The sequence below is a fragment of the Haladaptatus sp. SPP-AMP-3 genome (genome assembly GCF_049568665.1).
In the GTDB taxonomy this organism is placed as follows: domain Archaea; phylum Halobacteriota; class Halobacteria; order Halobacteriales; family Haladaptataceae; genus Haladaptatus; species Haladaptatus paucihalophilus.
Map to the genome: position 1 here is coordinate 270267 of NZ_CP145901.1, position 15829 is coordinate 286095.

Below are 15829 nucleotides of genomic sequence, written 5' to 3' on the forward strand. Positions count from 1 at the left end.
GCATTACAGTCATCCGTGAAAACAGCTTCTTTCTGTGAGTGGTACTATCGGGGAGCGACCACGTTCGTCGGCACCCCGTCGTCCGGATGAACTCACACGAGCGCGCGGCCGAAAGCCACCACAGCCCGCGATTCCGTTCGTCCGCGCGTGCAGGCGGTCGTCAACTATCGTCGCGTTGTCCGTCACGACGAGGAACTCCCCCTCGCGTTCGAGGAAATCGGTCGGGGTGTGTCGAAGACACCGGTTGTCCTCCGGTGAGTAGCGCACGGCCAAGTCGCGGAGCGACCGGTCGTGGACCCGCAAAACCGCGTTTTTGTCCGCGTCTCGATACCGTCGAATCGTCCATCGGTCGTGTTCGTCAGGCATTCGTTGACCAACGGGAGGACGAAACGGGTGTAAATAAGTTCACAGGTAGAGCGGGGAGAAGGGGATATTTCGGCTTCCAATACAATACATTAAATTGGGAGGGGGAGGGTTGTCAACGGTATGGAGGTGACGCGCCGATACGAAGTCGGGATGGTGCTCGGCTGTCTGCTCGCAAGCGGAGCGTTGCTGCTCGACCAGCCGCTGCTCCTCGTCGGCGGGGCCGGAATCGGTGCGTCGCTGCTCGTCCAACAGTATCGGTTCACGCGGGACGTGTTGGCCACCGCCGACGCGCTCACCGTGACCCAATCGATATCCCAGCGCCGCGTGGCGACCGACGAGGACACGTCGGTCGCCGTCAGCGCGACGCTCTCCGAGCCGTCGCCGCTCGTAGCGGCGATCGAACCGCGTCCGCCGGTGACCGCGACCGGGCGCGACCCGGAGAACCAATCGTTCACCCTCCCCGCCGGGGAGCGGGACGCGACGACGACGTTTTCGCTCCGCTGGCCGGTCGCCGGGAAGTTCGAGTGTGAACCGCCGACCGTAACGCTCACCGACCGCGCTGGACTCTTCCGCTCTACGGTGCCGATGGGGGACGCCGCGAGCGTGACCGTCGCGCCGCGACGGCCGCGAGCGCTCCACGTCGGGATGGGCGGCGAGAGCATGTCGACCGCGTTCGGCGAACACAAGACTGGCGACAGCGGCGTCGGTCTCGACCCGGCCGAGATTCGCCAGTACGTGCCCGGCGACACGGTGCGGCAGATAGATTGGAAGGCGACCGCTCGGATGAATACCCCGCACGTCCGGGAATTCGACGCGGAAACCGACCTCTCGACCAGCCTCGTCGTCGACCACCGGTCCTCGATGACGACGGGAATCGAGGGGGAGACGAAACTGGATTACCTTCGGCACGTCGCGCTCGCCTACGCCGACAACGCGCGGACGAACACCGAACCGCTCTCACTGTACACCGTCGGTGATGCTGGCGTGACGACCACCCGCCAACCGGACGCGAGCGCTCGACATTACACCGCCATCGAAACGCGACTGCACGACCTCGTTTCGACCGCCGAGAAAACCGCGACTGAGACGGACCGGGCAACGAACGGTCCGTCGGGAGCGCGGGCGCAGACGCCGCGTGAGGCCCGCGAGATGGCGACGCATCTCCGGTCGGAGGACTCGGCGTTCGGGCGGACCCTGCTCCCGTACGTCGTCGAGTCGAAGCGATACGTGCAACGAATCGAGGGTGACCCGCTCTACAAGACGGTTCGAACCTACCTCGGCGGCGTCCGCGGGTCGGTAATGACGGTCATACTCACCGACGATACGCATCGGATGGAAGTTCGGGAGGCGGCCAGGGCGGCGCAACGGCACTCCGAACACGTGCTCGTCTTCCTCGCGCCGACGGTGTTGTTCGAGCGCGGGGGCGTCGGAACCGTCGAGAGCGCATACGAGGGCTACGTCGATTTCGAGGAGTTCCGGCGCGACCTCACGCGGCTCGACGGGGTGACGGCGCTCGAAGTCGCCCCCGCCGACCGAATCGAAGCGATTCTCGCCGAAACGCGACGTACGAGAGAACGAGCCGCGGGGGGACGGTAACGATGCGACGCGAACGCCCCACGTGGCTGGGCGGCGTCGGCGCGCTGCTCGTCGCGATTGGATGCACCGTCGCAACCGGTTTGCCGGGATTCGTCGCCGGGACAGTGTTCTTCGTGCTGTGGTACACCGTACCGACGCTCTACACGGTGGCGTTCGGACAACTCGTCGTCGCCGCCCTCGCCGACGACATCGGCGTCGCGTTCCTCGTCCCGCTGGAACTCGGACTGCTCGCCGTGCTCGCGGGACCGTCGCTCAGGCAAGATAGACCGGGGTGGCGAATCGGCGTCACGAGCGGCGTCGCCGCCCTGTTCGGCGGGGGAGCGCTGGCCGTCTATCGGTGGAGCGGCCGACTCCCGCTGGTCGTCGTCGCCGTCGTGCTCGTCGTCGGCGTCGTCTCGTACGGCCTGCATCGGTACGAACACGTCGCACTCGGACTCGTAGAGGACAACATATGAGTAACCAATCCGCTTCATCGACCACGAACGACGACGACCGGCGGGCGGCGTCGGACGACGCATCCGTCGCCGACCTCACCGCCCGACTCGAACTGCTCGCAGAGGAGAACGAACGGTTGCGCGAGGAGTACCGTCGCGCACGGCAGACGAGTTATCGGCGGACCGCGCTCGGGATGGCCGGAATCGGTACGCTGGCGGGGCTCGGCGGCCTGCTGTTTCCCTCCTCGCAAACCGTTCTCTTCGCGCTGGCCGGAACCGGGCTGTTCGCCGGGGTACTCACGTACTTCCTCACCCCGGAACAGTTCGTCTCGGCGTCGGTCGGCGAGCGAACCTACGCCGCCCACGCCGCGACCGGTGCCGAACTCGTCGAGACGCTGGGGCTGTCGGGGACGTCCGTCTACCTCCCGACCGGAAACGCGGCGGACGAGAACGCGGGCGTACGGCTGTTCGTCCCGCAACACCGCGAGTACGACCTGCCCGACGGGGACGATGCGACGACGTTGTTCGTCGTGACGGACGACGAACGCAAGCGAGGGGTGGCCGTGCCGCCGACGGGGGCCGGACTGTTCCACGAGTTCGAGGGGATGGTCGGCGACACCGCGGACCGACCCCCCGAACTCGCAGATCAACTCGCAGACGCGCTCGTCGAGGGGTTCGAACTGGTCGAGAGCGCGACGCCGGACGTGGACGAGGACGGCCGCGTCACCGTCGCTATCACCGGGAGTCGGTACGGGGCGGTGGACCGGTTCGACCACCCCATCGCGTCGTTCGTGGCCGTCGGACTGGTGCGCGGGACGGACCGCCCGGTCGCGCTCGAAAGCGCCGAAAGCGACGACGACCGGTCGGACTACCTCGTTACGTGTCGGTTCGACGACGAGGAGTGACGAGAAGAGCGTTCGGCTCGCGCCGCCCCATTTTTGACCGCCGTAGCCGACATACAGCCGAAACAACCGAACACTTCGTCGTCGTTGTTCCCGAAGCGCGGGCGAACTGCGGCGTGACGAACGAGCCGCAATTCGGCACCAGCAGTCGCTGTACCCGGACTCCCGTCCCGGTACTCGTTTCGAGCGAGTCATCGTGCTCGCTTCGGAAGGGATGCCGTGCTACCGAGTGCCAATCACCCGTGGTGAGTCGGTCTCTTCGTTGCAGTCACAGGCTCTTTTTTGGAAGTTCGGTGAAAAGACGGACAGAGAACAGTTGGATGGGGTGCACGGGGTCGAGCCGATAGAGGCCGTGCGGACCGAAATCGGGGGACATCTACAGCACCGTAACCGTTCTGGCGCGAGTTTATCCGACTCACCGAGAAAGGTGAAGTGTGAAACTACGCGAACCGACGACGGACGATGCAGAGCGGATTCACGAGCTGACGCGAAGCTCGATGACCGCCTCGTACTCCCTGAGCCCACAACAGATCGAGAACGTCATCGGTGCGGAGTTCGACGAAGGGAGAATGACCGAGTTGGGAGCGCGCTCCGACGGCTACGTGTTCGCGCTCGAAGACGAGGAGTTCGAGACGCTCGTGGGATTCGTCGAAGGACACCTCGATGGCGACACCGGGGAGATACGCTGGATACTCGAAGACCCCGAACACCGTGGAAGGGGCGTCGGCGAGGAACTGCTCGAAGCGACCCTCGAAAAGCTCCGTGAGGACGGCGCGGAGCGGATTCACGCGAGCGTGCTCGAAGCAAACAGGGACGGAGCAGGATTCCTCGAAGGCTTCGACTTTTCGAAGGCGGGAAGTCGGCGGGTCGAATACGGCGGCGAGTCGCTGGTCGAGTATCGATACATCCTCGATGCGACCGAGCGGGAGGCGTCGGACGATGGGTCGGAAGAGAAACCCGACCAGACGGAAGTAGCTCTGGAGAACGCGGAAACCCGCGACGGAGTGACGACCGTCACGACCGACGACGGAAAGACGGTGTATCCGAACGCGGACGAAGCGAAATCGGGAACCGAAAATCCGTTTTTCGTCACGTACACCGACGAGGAGTTCACCGACCAGTTCGGCTACTACTGTGGCAACTGTGGGTCGCTGGAGACGACACGAGACACCCAAGACCACATCGAATGCGCCGAGTGCGGAAACGTCCACACGCCGAAGTCGGCGGAATCGTACGACGGGTCGTATCTCTAATCCGAGGTCCCTCTTTCGGAACGAACGTTTCCGTAGCGGACGGCGACAATCCCTACGTGCATGCTGACCGTGGAGCCGACGATGCTCGAGAGCACGACGACTTCGACCGACGGGTACAGAACAGTCTCCCGCATCCAAGGGAGCGAACTCGCCATCGACGCGCGCACCGAGGACGACCCGAGCCCGACCGATACCTTGCTCGCGAGCTACGCCTCTTGCTACACGGTGGCGCTTCGAATCGGGGCACGGCAACGGGACATCGACGGACTCGGCCGTATCGAAATCGACACCGAAGCCGACCGTGACGACGAAAACGACCTCGAAGCCGTTCGGTTCACGGTCACCGTCGAAACCGACGCTCCCGACGAGACGCTGCGGGCGGTCGTGGACCGTGCGAACGACCTCTGTCACGTCCACGACGCGATTCGAGAGGAGCTTCGCGCGGACGTCAGCATCCACGGGGACGGGTTCTGAGGGAGGTCGAGGAAGGGAGTATTCGACGACGGGGTTCTCTCCGAAAGTGGGCGCGCGTCGACAAACGACTCGAATTGGTTCGATGATACGTCCATAAATGTTCATAACAGTTAATGGTCGATGAGTCGTCTATTGTGTGGGCAATGGTAGCAATCAACATCGAGACGGAAGACGGACAAAAAGAAGCGCTACGTCGGATGCTGACGATTCGAGCCTTCGACACGAAGGCGGGCGAACTGTTCGGCGACGGGGAGCTACCGGGGTTCGTCCACCTCTACATCGGCGAAGAGGCGGTCGGCGTCGGAGCGTGCGCCGCGCTGGAAGATGACGACTACATCACGAGCACGCACCGCGGCCACGGCCACTGCATCGCAAAGGGGCTGGACTTGGAACGGATGATGGCCGAACTGTACGGCAAGGCGAACGGCTACTGCAACGGCAAGGGCGGGTCGATGCACATCGCGGACGTCGATGCGGGCATGCTGGGCGCGAACGGTATCGTCGGTGCCGGACCGCCGCTCGCTACAGGTGCCGCGCTCACGTCGCAAGTCACGGGCGAGGACACGGTTGCGCTGGCGTTCTTCGGCGACGGTGCCGTCGCGCAGGGGCAGATTCACGAGGCCATCAACCTCGCCGCGACGTGGAACCTCCCGGCGATATTCCTCGTCGAGAACAACCAGTTCGGCGAGGGGACCCCGGTCGAAAAGCAACACAACCTCCAAAACCTGAGCGAGACGGCGGAGGCGTACAACATCCCCGGCTTCACGGTCGACGGAATGGACGTGACCGCCGTCTTCGAAGCCGTCAAGGAGGCCCGAAAGCGCGCGGTGGATCGCGAGGGACCGACCTTCATCGAGGCGGACACCTACCGCTACCGCGGTCACTTCGAGGGCGACCAACAACCGTATCGAACGGACGAGGACATCGACCTCTGGAAGGAGAACGACGCCATCGAGACGTTCAGGGAACGACTCATCGACGCCGGAACCATCACGGAATCGGAGTTCGAGGAGATGGAAGCCGACATCAGCGCACAGGTGGAGGAGGCGGCGAAGAACGCCAAAGAAGCGGACTACCCCGACCCGAACGAGGCCTACGACGACATGTTCAACGCGACGGTACCGGAGATAGACGGCTTTGCAAAGCAGATGCGGACCGACGGAGGTGAGGACCGATGAGCACGGAAAGCGCGCCGTCGTCCGGACCGTCCCAGACGGAGGAGATGACGGTTCGAGAGGCGATTCGGCTGGCGATGCGGGAGGAGTTGGACCGCGACGATGACGTCTTCGTCATCGGCGAGGACGTCGGCGAGTTCGGCGGCGTCTTCGAAGTGACGAGCGGTCTCGTGGACGAGTACGGCGAGGACCGAATCCGGGATACGCCGATAAGCGAAGCCGGATTCATGGGCGCGGCAGTCGGTGCGGCGGCGACCGGGACGCGACCCGTCGTCGAAATCATGTTCGCGGACTTCCTCGGCGTCTGTTCGGAGCAGATAATCAACCAGATGGCCAAGAATCGGTACATGTTCGGCGGCAAGACCGAGATGCCGGTGACCGTTCGAACGACCGAGGGCGGCGGCATGGGCGCGGCCAGTCAGCACTCCGGCACGCTGCACACGTGGTTCGCCCACTTCCCGGGCATCATCGCCGTGGCTCCCGGAACGCCGCGGGCCGCGAAGGGACTGTTGAAGTCGGCCATCCGCTCGGACGACCCCGTGTTCGTCTTCGAGAACAAGGCGATGTACGAACAGACGGGCGAGGTACCGCTCGACGAGGACTACACAATCCCGCTCGGGACGGCCAAGGTCGAACGCGAGGGTGACGACGTGACGGTCGTCGCGACCCAACGACTGGTCGGCGAATCGCTCGACCTCGCGGACGAACTGGCGGGCGAGACGAGCGTCGAGGTCATCGACCTCCGGTCGCTCTACCCGTTGGACACCGACACGCTCGTCGAGAGCGTGAACAAGACGGGTCGCCTCGTCATCGCCGACGAGAGTCCGCTCTCGTACGGCACCCACGCGGAGGTGGCGACGCGAGTCATGGAGAACGCGTTCTTCAGCCTCGACGCGCCGATTCAGCGCGTCGGCGTCGCGGACGTTCACATCCCGTTCAGTCCCGCGCTGGAGGAGGAAGTGCTCCCGGACGCGGACGACGTGAAAGCGGCCATCGACCGCATCGTATAAGTGTCCCAGACAGTGGGACTCATCGTCAACCCGGTCGCCGGACGCGACATCCGGCGGCTGACGGGCGGTGCCAGCGTCAGTAGCAACTACGCGAAACGTCGGACGGCGACGTGCGCCCTCGAAGGCCTGACGGTGACGGACGACATCGAAGTCCTCGTCATGCCGGACAACGCCGGACTCGCGGACCGAATCGTGACGGGCGCGCCGGACGATCTCGCGGTCAACCTGCTGGATATGACGGTCACGGCGACCGGCGAGGACGCTCGGACCGCGGCGGAGCGGTTCGCGGCCGAGGCGGATGCCGTCGTCGTGCTCGGCGGCGACGGCACGAACCGCGACGTGGCCCACGGTATCGGCGACGTGCCGGTGGTGAGCATCTCCACCGGGACGAATAACGTCGTCCCGACGCCCGTCGACGGAACCGTCGCGGGCGTCGCCGCGGGGGTCGTCGCGACGGAGGCGATTCCGACCGACGAGGCGACGGTGCGGCACGGAAGCGTAGAAGGAGTCGTCGACGACGGAACGGGAGTGCGCCGAATCCGCGGGCTGGCGACGCTCGGGGTCTTAGACCGGCAGTTCGTCGGAACCCGAGCGATTCTCGACCCGGAGGACATCATCGGCGGCGTCGTCTCGCGCGCGTCGCCGACCGAAATCGGTCTCCCCGGCATCGCTGGCGGACTCGCGGTCCACCGCCCCGACGACCCCGGCGGCGTCGGCTTCCGATTGGAGGCGAAAGGCGAGCGAGAGGACCGCGACGAGAGCCGGAATCGAGGACGGAAAGTACGGGCCGTCACCGTTCCGGGCGTCGTTTCCACCGTTTCCGTCGAGGAACACCGGGTGCTCGACGACGGCGAGGCGTTCGAGTTCGACGTTTCGAGCGGCGTTATCAGCGCCGACGGCGAGCGCGAACTCGAAGTTCGGGACGCGGCCGTCAGATTGCGACCCGTCGCCGACGGGCCGCGACTCGTCCGAATCGAGCGGGTGGTAGAACGGGCCGCGAGCGAGGGCTACTTCGGCGTCGAGTGACGGAGTTTCGCCCTATTTTTCGCCCGCCGCAATCACGAGCGGCCACGGGTTTTCGACGTGCTCGACGAGCGTTCCGAGGAAGCGTGCGGCGTCCGCCCCGTCCACGATTCGGTGGTCGAACGAGAGCGAGAAAGAGATGCGCTTGCGAACGGCTACCTCGTCGTCGTCGGTCGGAACCACTTCGCGTTTGATGGCGTTGACGCCGAGGATGGCGATTTGGGGTGGGTTGATGACCGGGTCGAACCGCTCGACGCCGAGGACGCCGAGGTTCGAGACGGTCATCGTTCCCCCCGTGAGGTCGTCCATCGTGTACTCCCCGGAGAGCGCGCGGGCGGTCACTTCCCTCCGCCGCGCCGCGAGCTCGGAGAGCGAAAGCGAATCCACGTCTCGGATGACGGGGGCGATGAGTCCGGCGTCGATATCGACGGCGACGCAGATGTTGTGTGATTCGTGAAGCTGGTGCACGCCGTCCTCGAAGGTGGCGTTGAACTCCGGGTGCGCGTCGAGCGCCGCCGACAGGGCGGTCAGGAGGACGTCCGTCACGGACACGTCTGGGGCGAGCGCCTCGTCCGCGGCCGCCGACGCGGCGAGCAGTTCCTCGGCGTCGGCGGAGCGGTGTTCGGTGACGTGCACCGCCTCGAGGTCGCTCTGGCCGAGGCGGTCCGCGATGGTGCGGCGCATTCCCGTCAGCGGTCGTTCCTCGTCGCGGGTTCCGGGGACCGTCTCCGGTTCGTCGCGTTCCGTTCCCTCGACCGCCAACCGAACGTCGCTTTCCGTGAGCGGACCGTCGACGGCCGCCCCGACGGTTTCCACGTCGACACCCAACTCGCGTGCGAGACGGCGGGCGCTCGGCGTGGCGAACACCCGTCCGGCGGGAACGTCGGGTTCGGCGGACGATTTCGCCTCCGATTCGATTTCCGCCGCCTCCGCTTCCACCGGCTCGGCTTCCGTCGCCTCCGCTGCGGCCTCGACGTCGCCCTCGGTCACGGCACCCTGCGGTCCGGTTCCTTCGACGGTGTGAAGCGCCACGTCCAGTTCCTCCGCCCGTCGCTTGGCCCGCGGCGTCACTTTGACGTCGGTCGGCGGTTCGGCCGTCTCGTCTTCGGTCGGCGGTTCGGCCGTTTCACCTTCGGCTGCCGCTTCGACGTCGCTCTCGTCGATGGCACCTTGCGGCCCGGTGCCGTCGATGGTCGTCAGGTCGACGCCGAGTTCGTCGGCCCGTCGCTTCGCTCGGGGCGTCGCCTTGACCTGCGTTGTCGCCGTACCGCTGGATTCGGCGGCCGACTCCCGGTCGGCGGTTCGAGTCGCGGATTCGCTCGCGGCGGCGGATGACGCTTCGGACGGTGTTTCCGCGGACGCTCCTTCGACCTCCGCGACCAACCCGTCGATGTCGGCGTCGGGTGCGGCGACGATGCCGAGCGGCGCGCCCGGGTCGGTGACGTCGCCTTCCTCGACGAAGACCCGCCTGAGCACGCCCTCCTCCCGCGCGTCGATTTCGGCCGTCGTCTTCTCCGATTCGATTTCGGCGATGACGTCGCCTTCCGCTATCGCGTCGCCCTCCGAAACGGTCCACGCGTTGAGCGTCCCGGAGTCCATCTCCAGCCCCAGTTTGGGCATTTTGACAATATATCCCATGGCAGAGCTAGACAGTGGCGGTTGTATTAAATCTCCACTGCAGGGTTGGGAATGGTGCATTTCGACTGACGGGTCCGAGACGACGAGCGTTCGGTTCGACCGGACGTCTCCACGAACATCGATGTCGAAACGGGAGGGAATAGGGCGGGGTTGCGTGTGCCAGTACAATCCTTTCACGTCTCGCGGGAGAAATGAAGGATATGGCAACAGAATCCAACGAGGAGACGTACTCGTGCGAGCACTGTGACGAGGAGTTCGACCGAGAGGAACAGCTCTACGAGCACATGCGGGACGAACACGGCATCACCCCGGAAGAGCAACACAGCGAGGAGTCCGCGGCGGCCCCCTCGGACGCGAGTGCGTCCACCGGATCTCTCACCGACGAAACCAACGAATCGCCGTCGGCGGCCGAGCCGTCGGAAGCGGCCGGACCCTCGGAGAACGACGACGATATCGGACCGGATTCGGACGAAGGCGGGAACTGAGGGACTCTAATCGGCGGACGAAGGCGGCGGCCCGACGAATGGGTATTTTTCGAATCAGTCTCCACGGACAGACGACCGGTCGTCCGCGGAGGAACTGAACAGGTCCGTCTCGAAGTAGGCCAGTTCGACGGTGACGGAGACCACGGCGAGCGCCGCGACGGTGTAGAAGACGCCGCGCTGGGCCGAAAAGAGGTGCCAGAGCATCGTGGGGAGAAAGAAAACCGTGCCGACCAGTCCGATTGCGGGCGGAATCGCCGACACGTCTTCGTGGTCGCGCTGGGTCAACGCGAGGAAACTCGTCCCGCCGAAGACGACGATGAACGTCAGCGACGCGAACGAGGTGATGCCCTCCAGACTCCCGACGACGGTGAACGCCGCGGTCAGCACGCCGAGAACGAGGATAATGCGCTTCGGCAAGTCCTCACCGACGTGGAACTCGTCGGGCGAACTGGCGTCGAGTTTCTTGGGCAGGAGACCGTTCTCGATGAGACGGTCGGAGAACTGTGCGCTCGTGAACAGCGTCGCGTTGATGGCGCTGGCAGTGGAGAACAGCGCCGAGAGGGAGATGACGAGTTTGCCCCAGTAGCCGCCGAACTGCGAGGCGGCGGTCGCCAGCGCGACGCCGACGATGCTGGTGGTGACGATGGCGACGCCGATGTAGATGAAGACGGCTGTCGGAATCGAGAGGTAGATTGCGGTCGGGTTGGTGTCGCTGTGGTCCTCGATGGTCCCTTGCGAGTACATGAGTAGCTGCCAGCCCTGAAACACCACGAACGACATCGCGGCGACCATGATGGGCGCGAAGCTCACCGAATCGAGGCCGGTGTGGATGCCGCCGTTGGACGCCCCGAACAAGAAGCCGACCGCGACGAACCCGACGAGTCGGAGCGGGGCTTCGACCGGGACAAAGCTTCGATATCGTTCAGATCGAGGGAGGAGGGAATGAGAATAACACATATTCAAACATAATACCAGATATTACAATATAATGGAAATTTGTCGTATAGGATTTTAAAAGAGTATGTATTTTAGTATGAAAGTATTCAAATTATAAAATAAATATATACGTTCATGCACTAACCCTCCAAATGCAATGAACGGTGAAAAATTTCAACACGGATTTAACCGCCGGTCGTTTCTGAAAACCGTCGGGGTGGCGATGGCCGGTACCGCCGTCGCTTCGCGCGGCGTCGGTGCGGTAACACAACCCGGAGACGACACGGAATTGGACAAGGACGAACTGCAAGATCTCTCCGTGCAGGATATCCAACCGCTCGAAAACGGCGTCAAGTTCGACCTCGGAACGAACGAGGCGTACGTTCGCCTCTTCGATGCCGACCTCGCAAAGATATCCATCCTCGAAGCAGGAGACTCGGAGTTCGAATCGCACGGCATCGCAAAAACGTCGGACGAATGGAACACGCCACGGTTCACGAGGAGGGACGGTCCGAACCGGTACGCGCTGGAAACTGACGCCATCACCGTCGAGGTGAAAAAGCGGCCGTTCGGAATCAAGTTCCTCGACGCCGACGGAGCCGTCATCAACGAGGATTACCTCGACTACGGCACCGCTGGCTACGAAAGCGGAAAACCGTACGTATTCAAGGAAACGACGGAAGACGAATCGTTCTACGGGTTCGGCGAACAGGCGGGATTGAACCTCGACCAGCGCGGTGAGAGCATCGGTCTCTGGAACACCGACGCGTACTCGTACGGGTTGGACACCAAATATCTCTACACGACGATTCCGTTCTTCGTCGGGCTTCGGGACGAGGAGGCGTACGGCATCTTCTTCGACAACACGTACCGCTCGTACTACGAGATGGCCTCCGAATCCGACGACTACTACTACTTCTACGCGAACGGCGGCAAACTCACCTACTACTTCACTTACGGACCGGACGTCGGCGATGTCGTCGACCGGTACACCGAACTCACGGGGAAGATGGACGTTCCTGCGAAGTGGACGCTGGGGCATCACCAAAGCAAGTGGCAGTACACGCCCGAACAGATACTGAACGTCGCACGGACCTACCGCGAAAGGGACATCCCGCTCGATACGATGCACTTCGACATCGACTACATGCGGGATTACCGCGTATTCACGTGGGACGACGAGTACAAACAGGCCCTCGAAGAGCTGAAATCGATGGAGGGGTTTCACGCCATCGCCATCAACGACCCGGCCGTCAAGCAGGACCTCGGGTACGAGATGTACGAAGAGGGTACGGAAAACGGCTACTGGGCGACGAATCCCGACGGCACCGCGTACATCGGCGAGGTGTGGCCGGGCGACTCCGCGTTCCCCGACTTCCTGCAGGAGGACGTTCGAAACTGGTGGTCGGACAACCACGAAGTCCTCTTCGAGGCGGGTGTGGACGGAATCTGGAACGACATGAACGAACCGGCCGTGTTCGACGGTCCATTCCACACGATGCCGTTGGACATCGTGTTCAACGACGGTCCCGACACGAAATCGCACAAAGAGTATCACAACCTGTACGGCCACGACGAAACCTGGGCGACGTACGACGCGTTCGAAATGCACAAACCAGACGAGCGTCCCTTCGTCCTGACCCGCGACATGTACGCGGGCACCCAGCGCTACGCCGCGCTGTGGACCGGGGACAACGTGAGCAGTTGGGAACACCTCCAGATGTCCCTGCCCATGAACATGAACGTCGGACTGTCCGGCGTCTCCTTCGTCGGCAACGACATCGGTGGGTTCGCGCAACGGCCTGATGCGGAACTCTTCGGTCGGTGGATAGAAGTCGGCGCGTTCCTCCCGTTCTCCCGAATTCACTATGACAGCAACGCGAAATCCGGGGACGGCAACCAGCGCCAAGAGCCGTGGGCGTTCGGCGAGGAAGTCGAAGCCATCAGCAAGAAGTACATCGAAATGCGTTACCGGTTGCTGCCGTACCTCTACACCGAGTTCAAGGAAGCCTCGGAGTCCGGCAAGCCAGTCCAGCAGGCGCTGGTGTACCAGTTCCAAAACGACGAACGGACGTACGACATCGCGGACCAGTTCATGTTCGGGGACGCGCTGATGCTCGCGCCAGTTGTCGAACAGGGGGCGACGAGTCGGGAAGTCTACCTGCCGGACGGTGCACGGTGGACGGACTACTGGACCGGCGAGGAGTACGAGGGCGGGCAGACGCTGATGGTCGATGCACCGCTCGACCATCTCCCCATTTTCGTGAAGCGGGATTCGATAGTTCCGATGCGGGACGTCCAGCAATACACGGGCGAGAAACCGCTGACGACTCTCGAACTCGACACCTACCTCGACGAAGCGGCGACGTACTCCTTCTACGAGGACGACGGCGAGACGCCGAACTACAAGGACGGGGAGTACAACCTAACCGAATTCTCCGTTTCCGCCAGTAACGGCGGCGTCGTCACCTTCGAACACGAAACTGAAGTCGATAACTACGATGGGTCGGAACTGTCGTCGTACCTGCTGAAACTCGACCGGTCGGAAGCGCCGCGAAAGGTGCAAGCCGCGTCGAGTAAGTACGAGCGCGCCGACCCGAAAACGGTCGCCGACACGCCGGAAACGTACGGCTACAGCGAGGACAAAGACGCAGTGTGTGTCCACATCCCCGCCGACGAGGACGGAACGGTGAAACTATTTTTCAACGGTCACGGCGGTCGTGGCGGCCATGGACACGACGGTCACGATGATGACGACCACGATGGTCGTGGCGAACACGAGTAGGAAATCGAACGCGGACCGACGCCATTTTTCGCTGCCGGTTTCGTTCTGCAACACCCGATGCGGCCACAACGGTTTGCAGGGAGGAGTGATTTAGACGAGACGATGGTAGACATTCGCTTCGACACGCTTCCCCCCAGAAACCGACTCGGGTGGTGGATTTTCGTCGTCCTTCTCGCGCTCGTCGCGGGGTTCGTCGCCTACTCGTTCGTGGGGATGGTGGTCCTCGGAGTCTTCGGCTACTACGCGACCCGTCCCATCTATCGACGGGTGAGCATCATGGCCGATTCGGACGGGGTGATAGCCGGATTGACCCTCCTCGTGGTGTTCCTTCCCATCTTCCTACTCACTCTGTACGCCGGGTTTCATCTGTTTCAGCAGGCACAGCAAGCGTTCGGCGGTACCGCAAATTCGGCGCTCGTCAGGAACTATCTCGGCGCACTTCCGAAAGCACAACAGGAGCGGGTCCTCGCCGCCATGCAGCAACCACAGCAGTTCGTCTCCAACCCGCAAAAGACCGTGCAGACGGTGCTTCACTCGGGACTACGGGTCACATCGGCTGTCATCGGCGGGATAATGCTCATCGCGCTCTCGGTGACGCTCGCGTACTTCTTCCTGAAAAACGACGACCAGCTTTCCGCCGGTCTCATCCGATTGTTCGGGGGAAAGGACACGACGGCGTACGCCTACGCCGTCGCCGTGGACGAGGACCTCGAATCCGTCTTCTTCGGGAACCTGCTGTTCATCGTCGTGATGTCACTCATCGCGGCGGCCGCCTACTGGGGGACGAACGTCGTCGCGCCGGGAGACCTTCACGTTCCGATGGTGTTCGTGCTCGCGTTCCTCACCGGCGTGGCGAGCCTGATTCCCATCGTCGTCGGGAAACTCGTCTACCTGCCGGTCGTCGGCTATCTCGGGATACAGGCAGTGAACGCGGGCGGAGACTACCTCGTGTTCGTCGGAGGTGTGCTCGTTATTTACTTCCTCCTGCTCGATACGCTGCCCCAGACGTTCCTCCAACCGTACATCACCGGCCGCCAACTCGACATGGTGATGATGATGTTCGCCTACCTGCTCGGTCCCATCCTCTTCGGCTGGTACGGCTTCTTCCTGCTCCCGATACTGTTCATCCTGATGCTGGAGGCGGTTCGCATCGTCCTCCCGGAACTCCTTCACGGGGACCCGCTCACCCCGACCGTCTCGATGGGCGAATCGGTCGGGACGAACCCGAGCTCGGTGCGAGACGTACCGCAAGAGGAGAGAGCGGACGAGAGCGGCGGTAACGCGGAGGGGGACGCCGAATAGCGCGCGTGTCGAACCCGCGTTCGCGCCGAATCTTTTAGGACGTCGCCGATGTAGCCACGACGATGTTCGCGCACATCCACCAGTATCAACACGAGCAGGTTGCGGACGCCAATCGGACGGCCGGGGAGTCCCAGACCGAGGATTCGGTCGACAAGGACGCGGAGGAGTACTTCGGCAAGAACATGAACGAGTTCGACATCGAGACGTGGGAAACCGTCGAGTACGAGGGAGACCCGATTCAACGACGAACCGTCGCCCTCGACGACGTGGTTGCGATTTCCGTGCCGGACGAACCCGCCGAAGACGACGACCCCGACCTGCCGGGTCGGACGATTCAGGTCCGCACGGGCGGCGGTGAAACGTTCGTTTCGCAGGCCAAAATCGTCGAGGTGCAGGATGTGAACCCCGAGGGAACCTGAATTCTGGGGACGGCAGTGAACCGCGGGCGTA

15 protein-coding genes are annotated in these 15829 nt (G+C 63.4%); 12 read left to right on the forward strand and 3 right to left on the reverse strand.

The window, feature by feature from the left end:
- Nucleotides 1–9: 9 nt before the first annotated feature.
- Nucleotides 10–366 carry a hypothetical protein gene (locus V5735_RS21475; protein WP_423747188.1) on the reverse strand — a complete coding sequence of 119 codons (357 nt, stop codon included), beginning with the start codon at nt 364–366 and terminating at the stop codon, nt 10–12.
- A 120-nt stretch (nt 367–486) separates the two neighbouring features.
- On the opposite strand from V5735_RS21475, the gene V5735_RS21480 reads away from it, so the two are divergent.
- From V5735_RS21480 to V5735_RS21515, 8 genes are all read left to right on the forward strand, one after another.
- Nucleotides 487–1962 carry a DUF58 domain-containing protein gene (locus tag V5735_RS21480; RefSeq protein WP_423747189.1) on the forward strand — a complete coding sequence of 492 codons (1476 nt, stop codon included), beginning with the start codon at nt 487–489 and terminating at the stop codon, nt 1960–1962.
- Nucleotides 1963–1964: 2 nt separating this feature from the next.
- Nucleotides 1965–2417, forward strand: a complete 453-nt coding sequence (locus V5735_RS21485; RefSeq protein WP_423747190.1) for a hypothetical protein — start codon at nt 1965–1967, stop codon at nt 2415–2417.
- Nucleotides 2414–3301 (forward strand): hypothetical protein, encoded by an 888-nt coding sequence (locus tag V5735_RS21490; protein WP_423747191.1) that lies wholly within the window; start codon nt 2414–2416, stop codon nt 3299–3301. The genes V5735_RS21485 and V5735_RS21490 overlap by 4 nt, the downstream gene beginning before the upstream one ends.
- Nucleotides 3302–3732: 431 nt before the next feature.
- Nucleotides 3733–4551: a GNAT family N-acetyltransferase gene (locus tag V5735_RS21495; protein WP_423747192.1), complete on the forward strand. Its 819-nt coding sequence runs from the start codon at nt 3733–3735 to the stop codon at nt 4549–4551.
- An 81-nt stretch (nt 4552–4632) separates the two neighbouring features.
- On the forward strand, nt 4633–5025 hold the full coding sequence (locus V5735_RS21500) for an OsmC family protein (protein WP_423747193.1): 393 nt from the start codon (nt 4633–4635) through the stop codon (nt 5023–5025).
- Between the two features lie 143 nt (nt 5026–5168).
- On the forward strand, nt 5169–6203 hold the full coding sequence (locus V5735_RS21505) for a thiamine pyrophosphate-dependent dehydrogenase E1 component subunit alpha (protein ID WP_423747194.1): 1035 nt from the start codon (nt 5169–5171) through the stop codon (nt 6201–6203).
- Nucleotides 6200–7210, forward strand: coding sequence for an alpha-ketoacid dehydrogenase subunit beta (locus V5735_RS21510; protein ID WP_007981037.1), 1011 nt, complete (start codon nt 6200–6202; stop codon nt 7208–7210). The genes V5735_RS21505 and V5735_RS21510 overlap by 4 nt, the downstream gene beginning before the upstream one ends.
- Entirely contained in the window at nt 7211–8236 is a 1026-nt protein-coding gene (locus tag V5735_RS21515; protein ID WP_423747195.1) for an NAD(+)/NADH kinase, read from the forward strand. It begins immediately after the preceding gene.
- 12 nt (nt 8237–8248) lie between these two features.
- On the opposite strand, the gene V5735_RS21520 is transcribed toward V5735_RS21515, so the two are convergent.
- On the reverse strand, nt 8249–9853 hold the full coding sequence (locus V5735_RS21520; protein WP_423747225.1) for a 2-oxo acid dehydrogenase subunit E2: 1605 nt from the start codon (nt 9851–9853) through the stop codon (nt 8249–8251).
- A gap of 218 nt (nt 9854–10071) precedes the next feature.
- On the opposite strand from V5735_RS21520, the gene V5735_RS21525 reads away from it, so the two are divergent.
- The gene (locus V5735_RS21525) at nt 10072–10356 is read left to right on the forward strand and encodes a C2H2-type zinc finger protein (RefSeq protein WP_423747196.1); all 285 of its coding nucleotides are present in this window, start codon (nt 10072–10074) and stop codon (nt 10354–10356) included.
- A 54-nt stretch (nt 10357–10410) separates the two neighbouring features.
- Here V5735_RS21525 and V5735_RS21530 read toward each other — a convergent pair whose 3' ends face one another.
- Nucleotides 10411–11313 (reverse strand): hypothetical protein, encoded by a 903-nt coding sequence (locus V5735_RS21530; RefSeq protein WP_423747197.1) that lies wholly within the window; start codon nt 11311–11313, stop codon nt 10411–10413.
- A gap of 136 nt (nt 11314–11449) precedes the next feature.
- Here V5735_RS21530 and V5735_RS21535 point away from each other — a divergent pair, with 136 nt between their 5' ends.
- From V5735_RS21535 to V5735_RS21545, 3 genes are all read left to right on the forward strand, one after another.
- Nucleotides 11450–14077 (forward strand): TIM-barrel domain-containing protein, encoded by a 2628-nt coding sequence (locus V5735_RS21535; protein WP_423747198.1) that lies wholly within the window; start codon nt 11450–11452, stop codon nt 14075–14077.
- Nucleotides 14078–14179: 102 nt separating this feature from the next.
- On the forward strand, nt 14180–15379 hold the full coding sequence (locus V5735_RS21540; protein ID WP_423747199.1) for an AI-2E family transporter: 1200 nt from the start codon (nt 14180–14182) through the stop codon (nt 15377–15379).
- 62 nt (nt 15380–15441) lie between these two features.
- A complete protein-coding gene (locus V5735_RS21545; protein ID WP_423747200.1) occupies nt 15442–15798 on the forward strand; it encodes a hypothetical protein in 357 nt (118 codons plus the stop codon).
- Nucleotides 15799–15829: the final 31 nt, after the last annotated feature.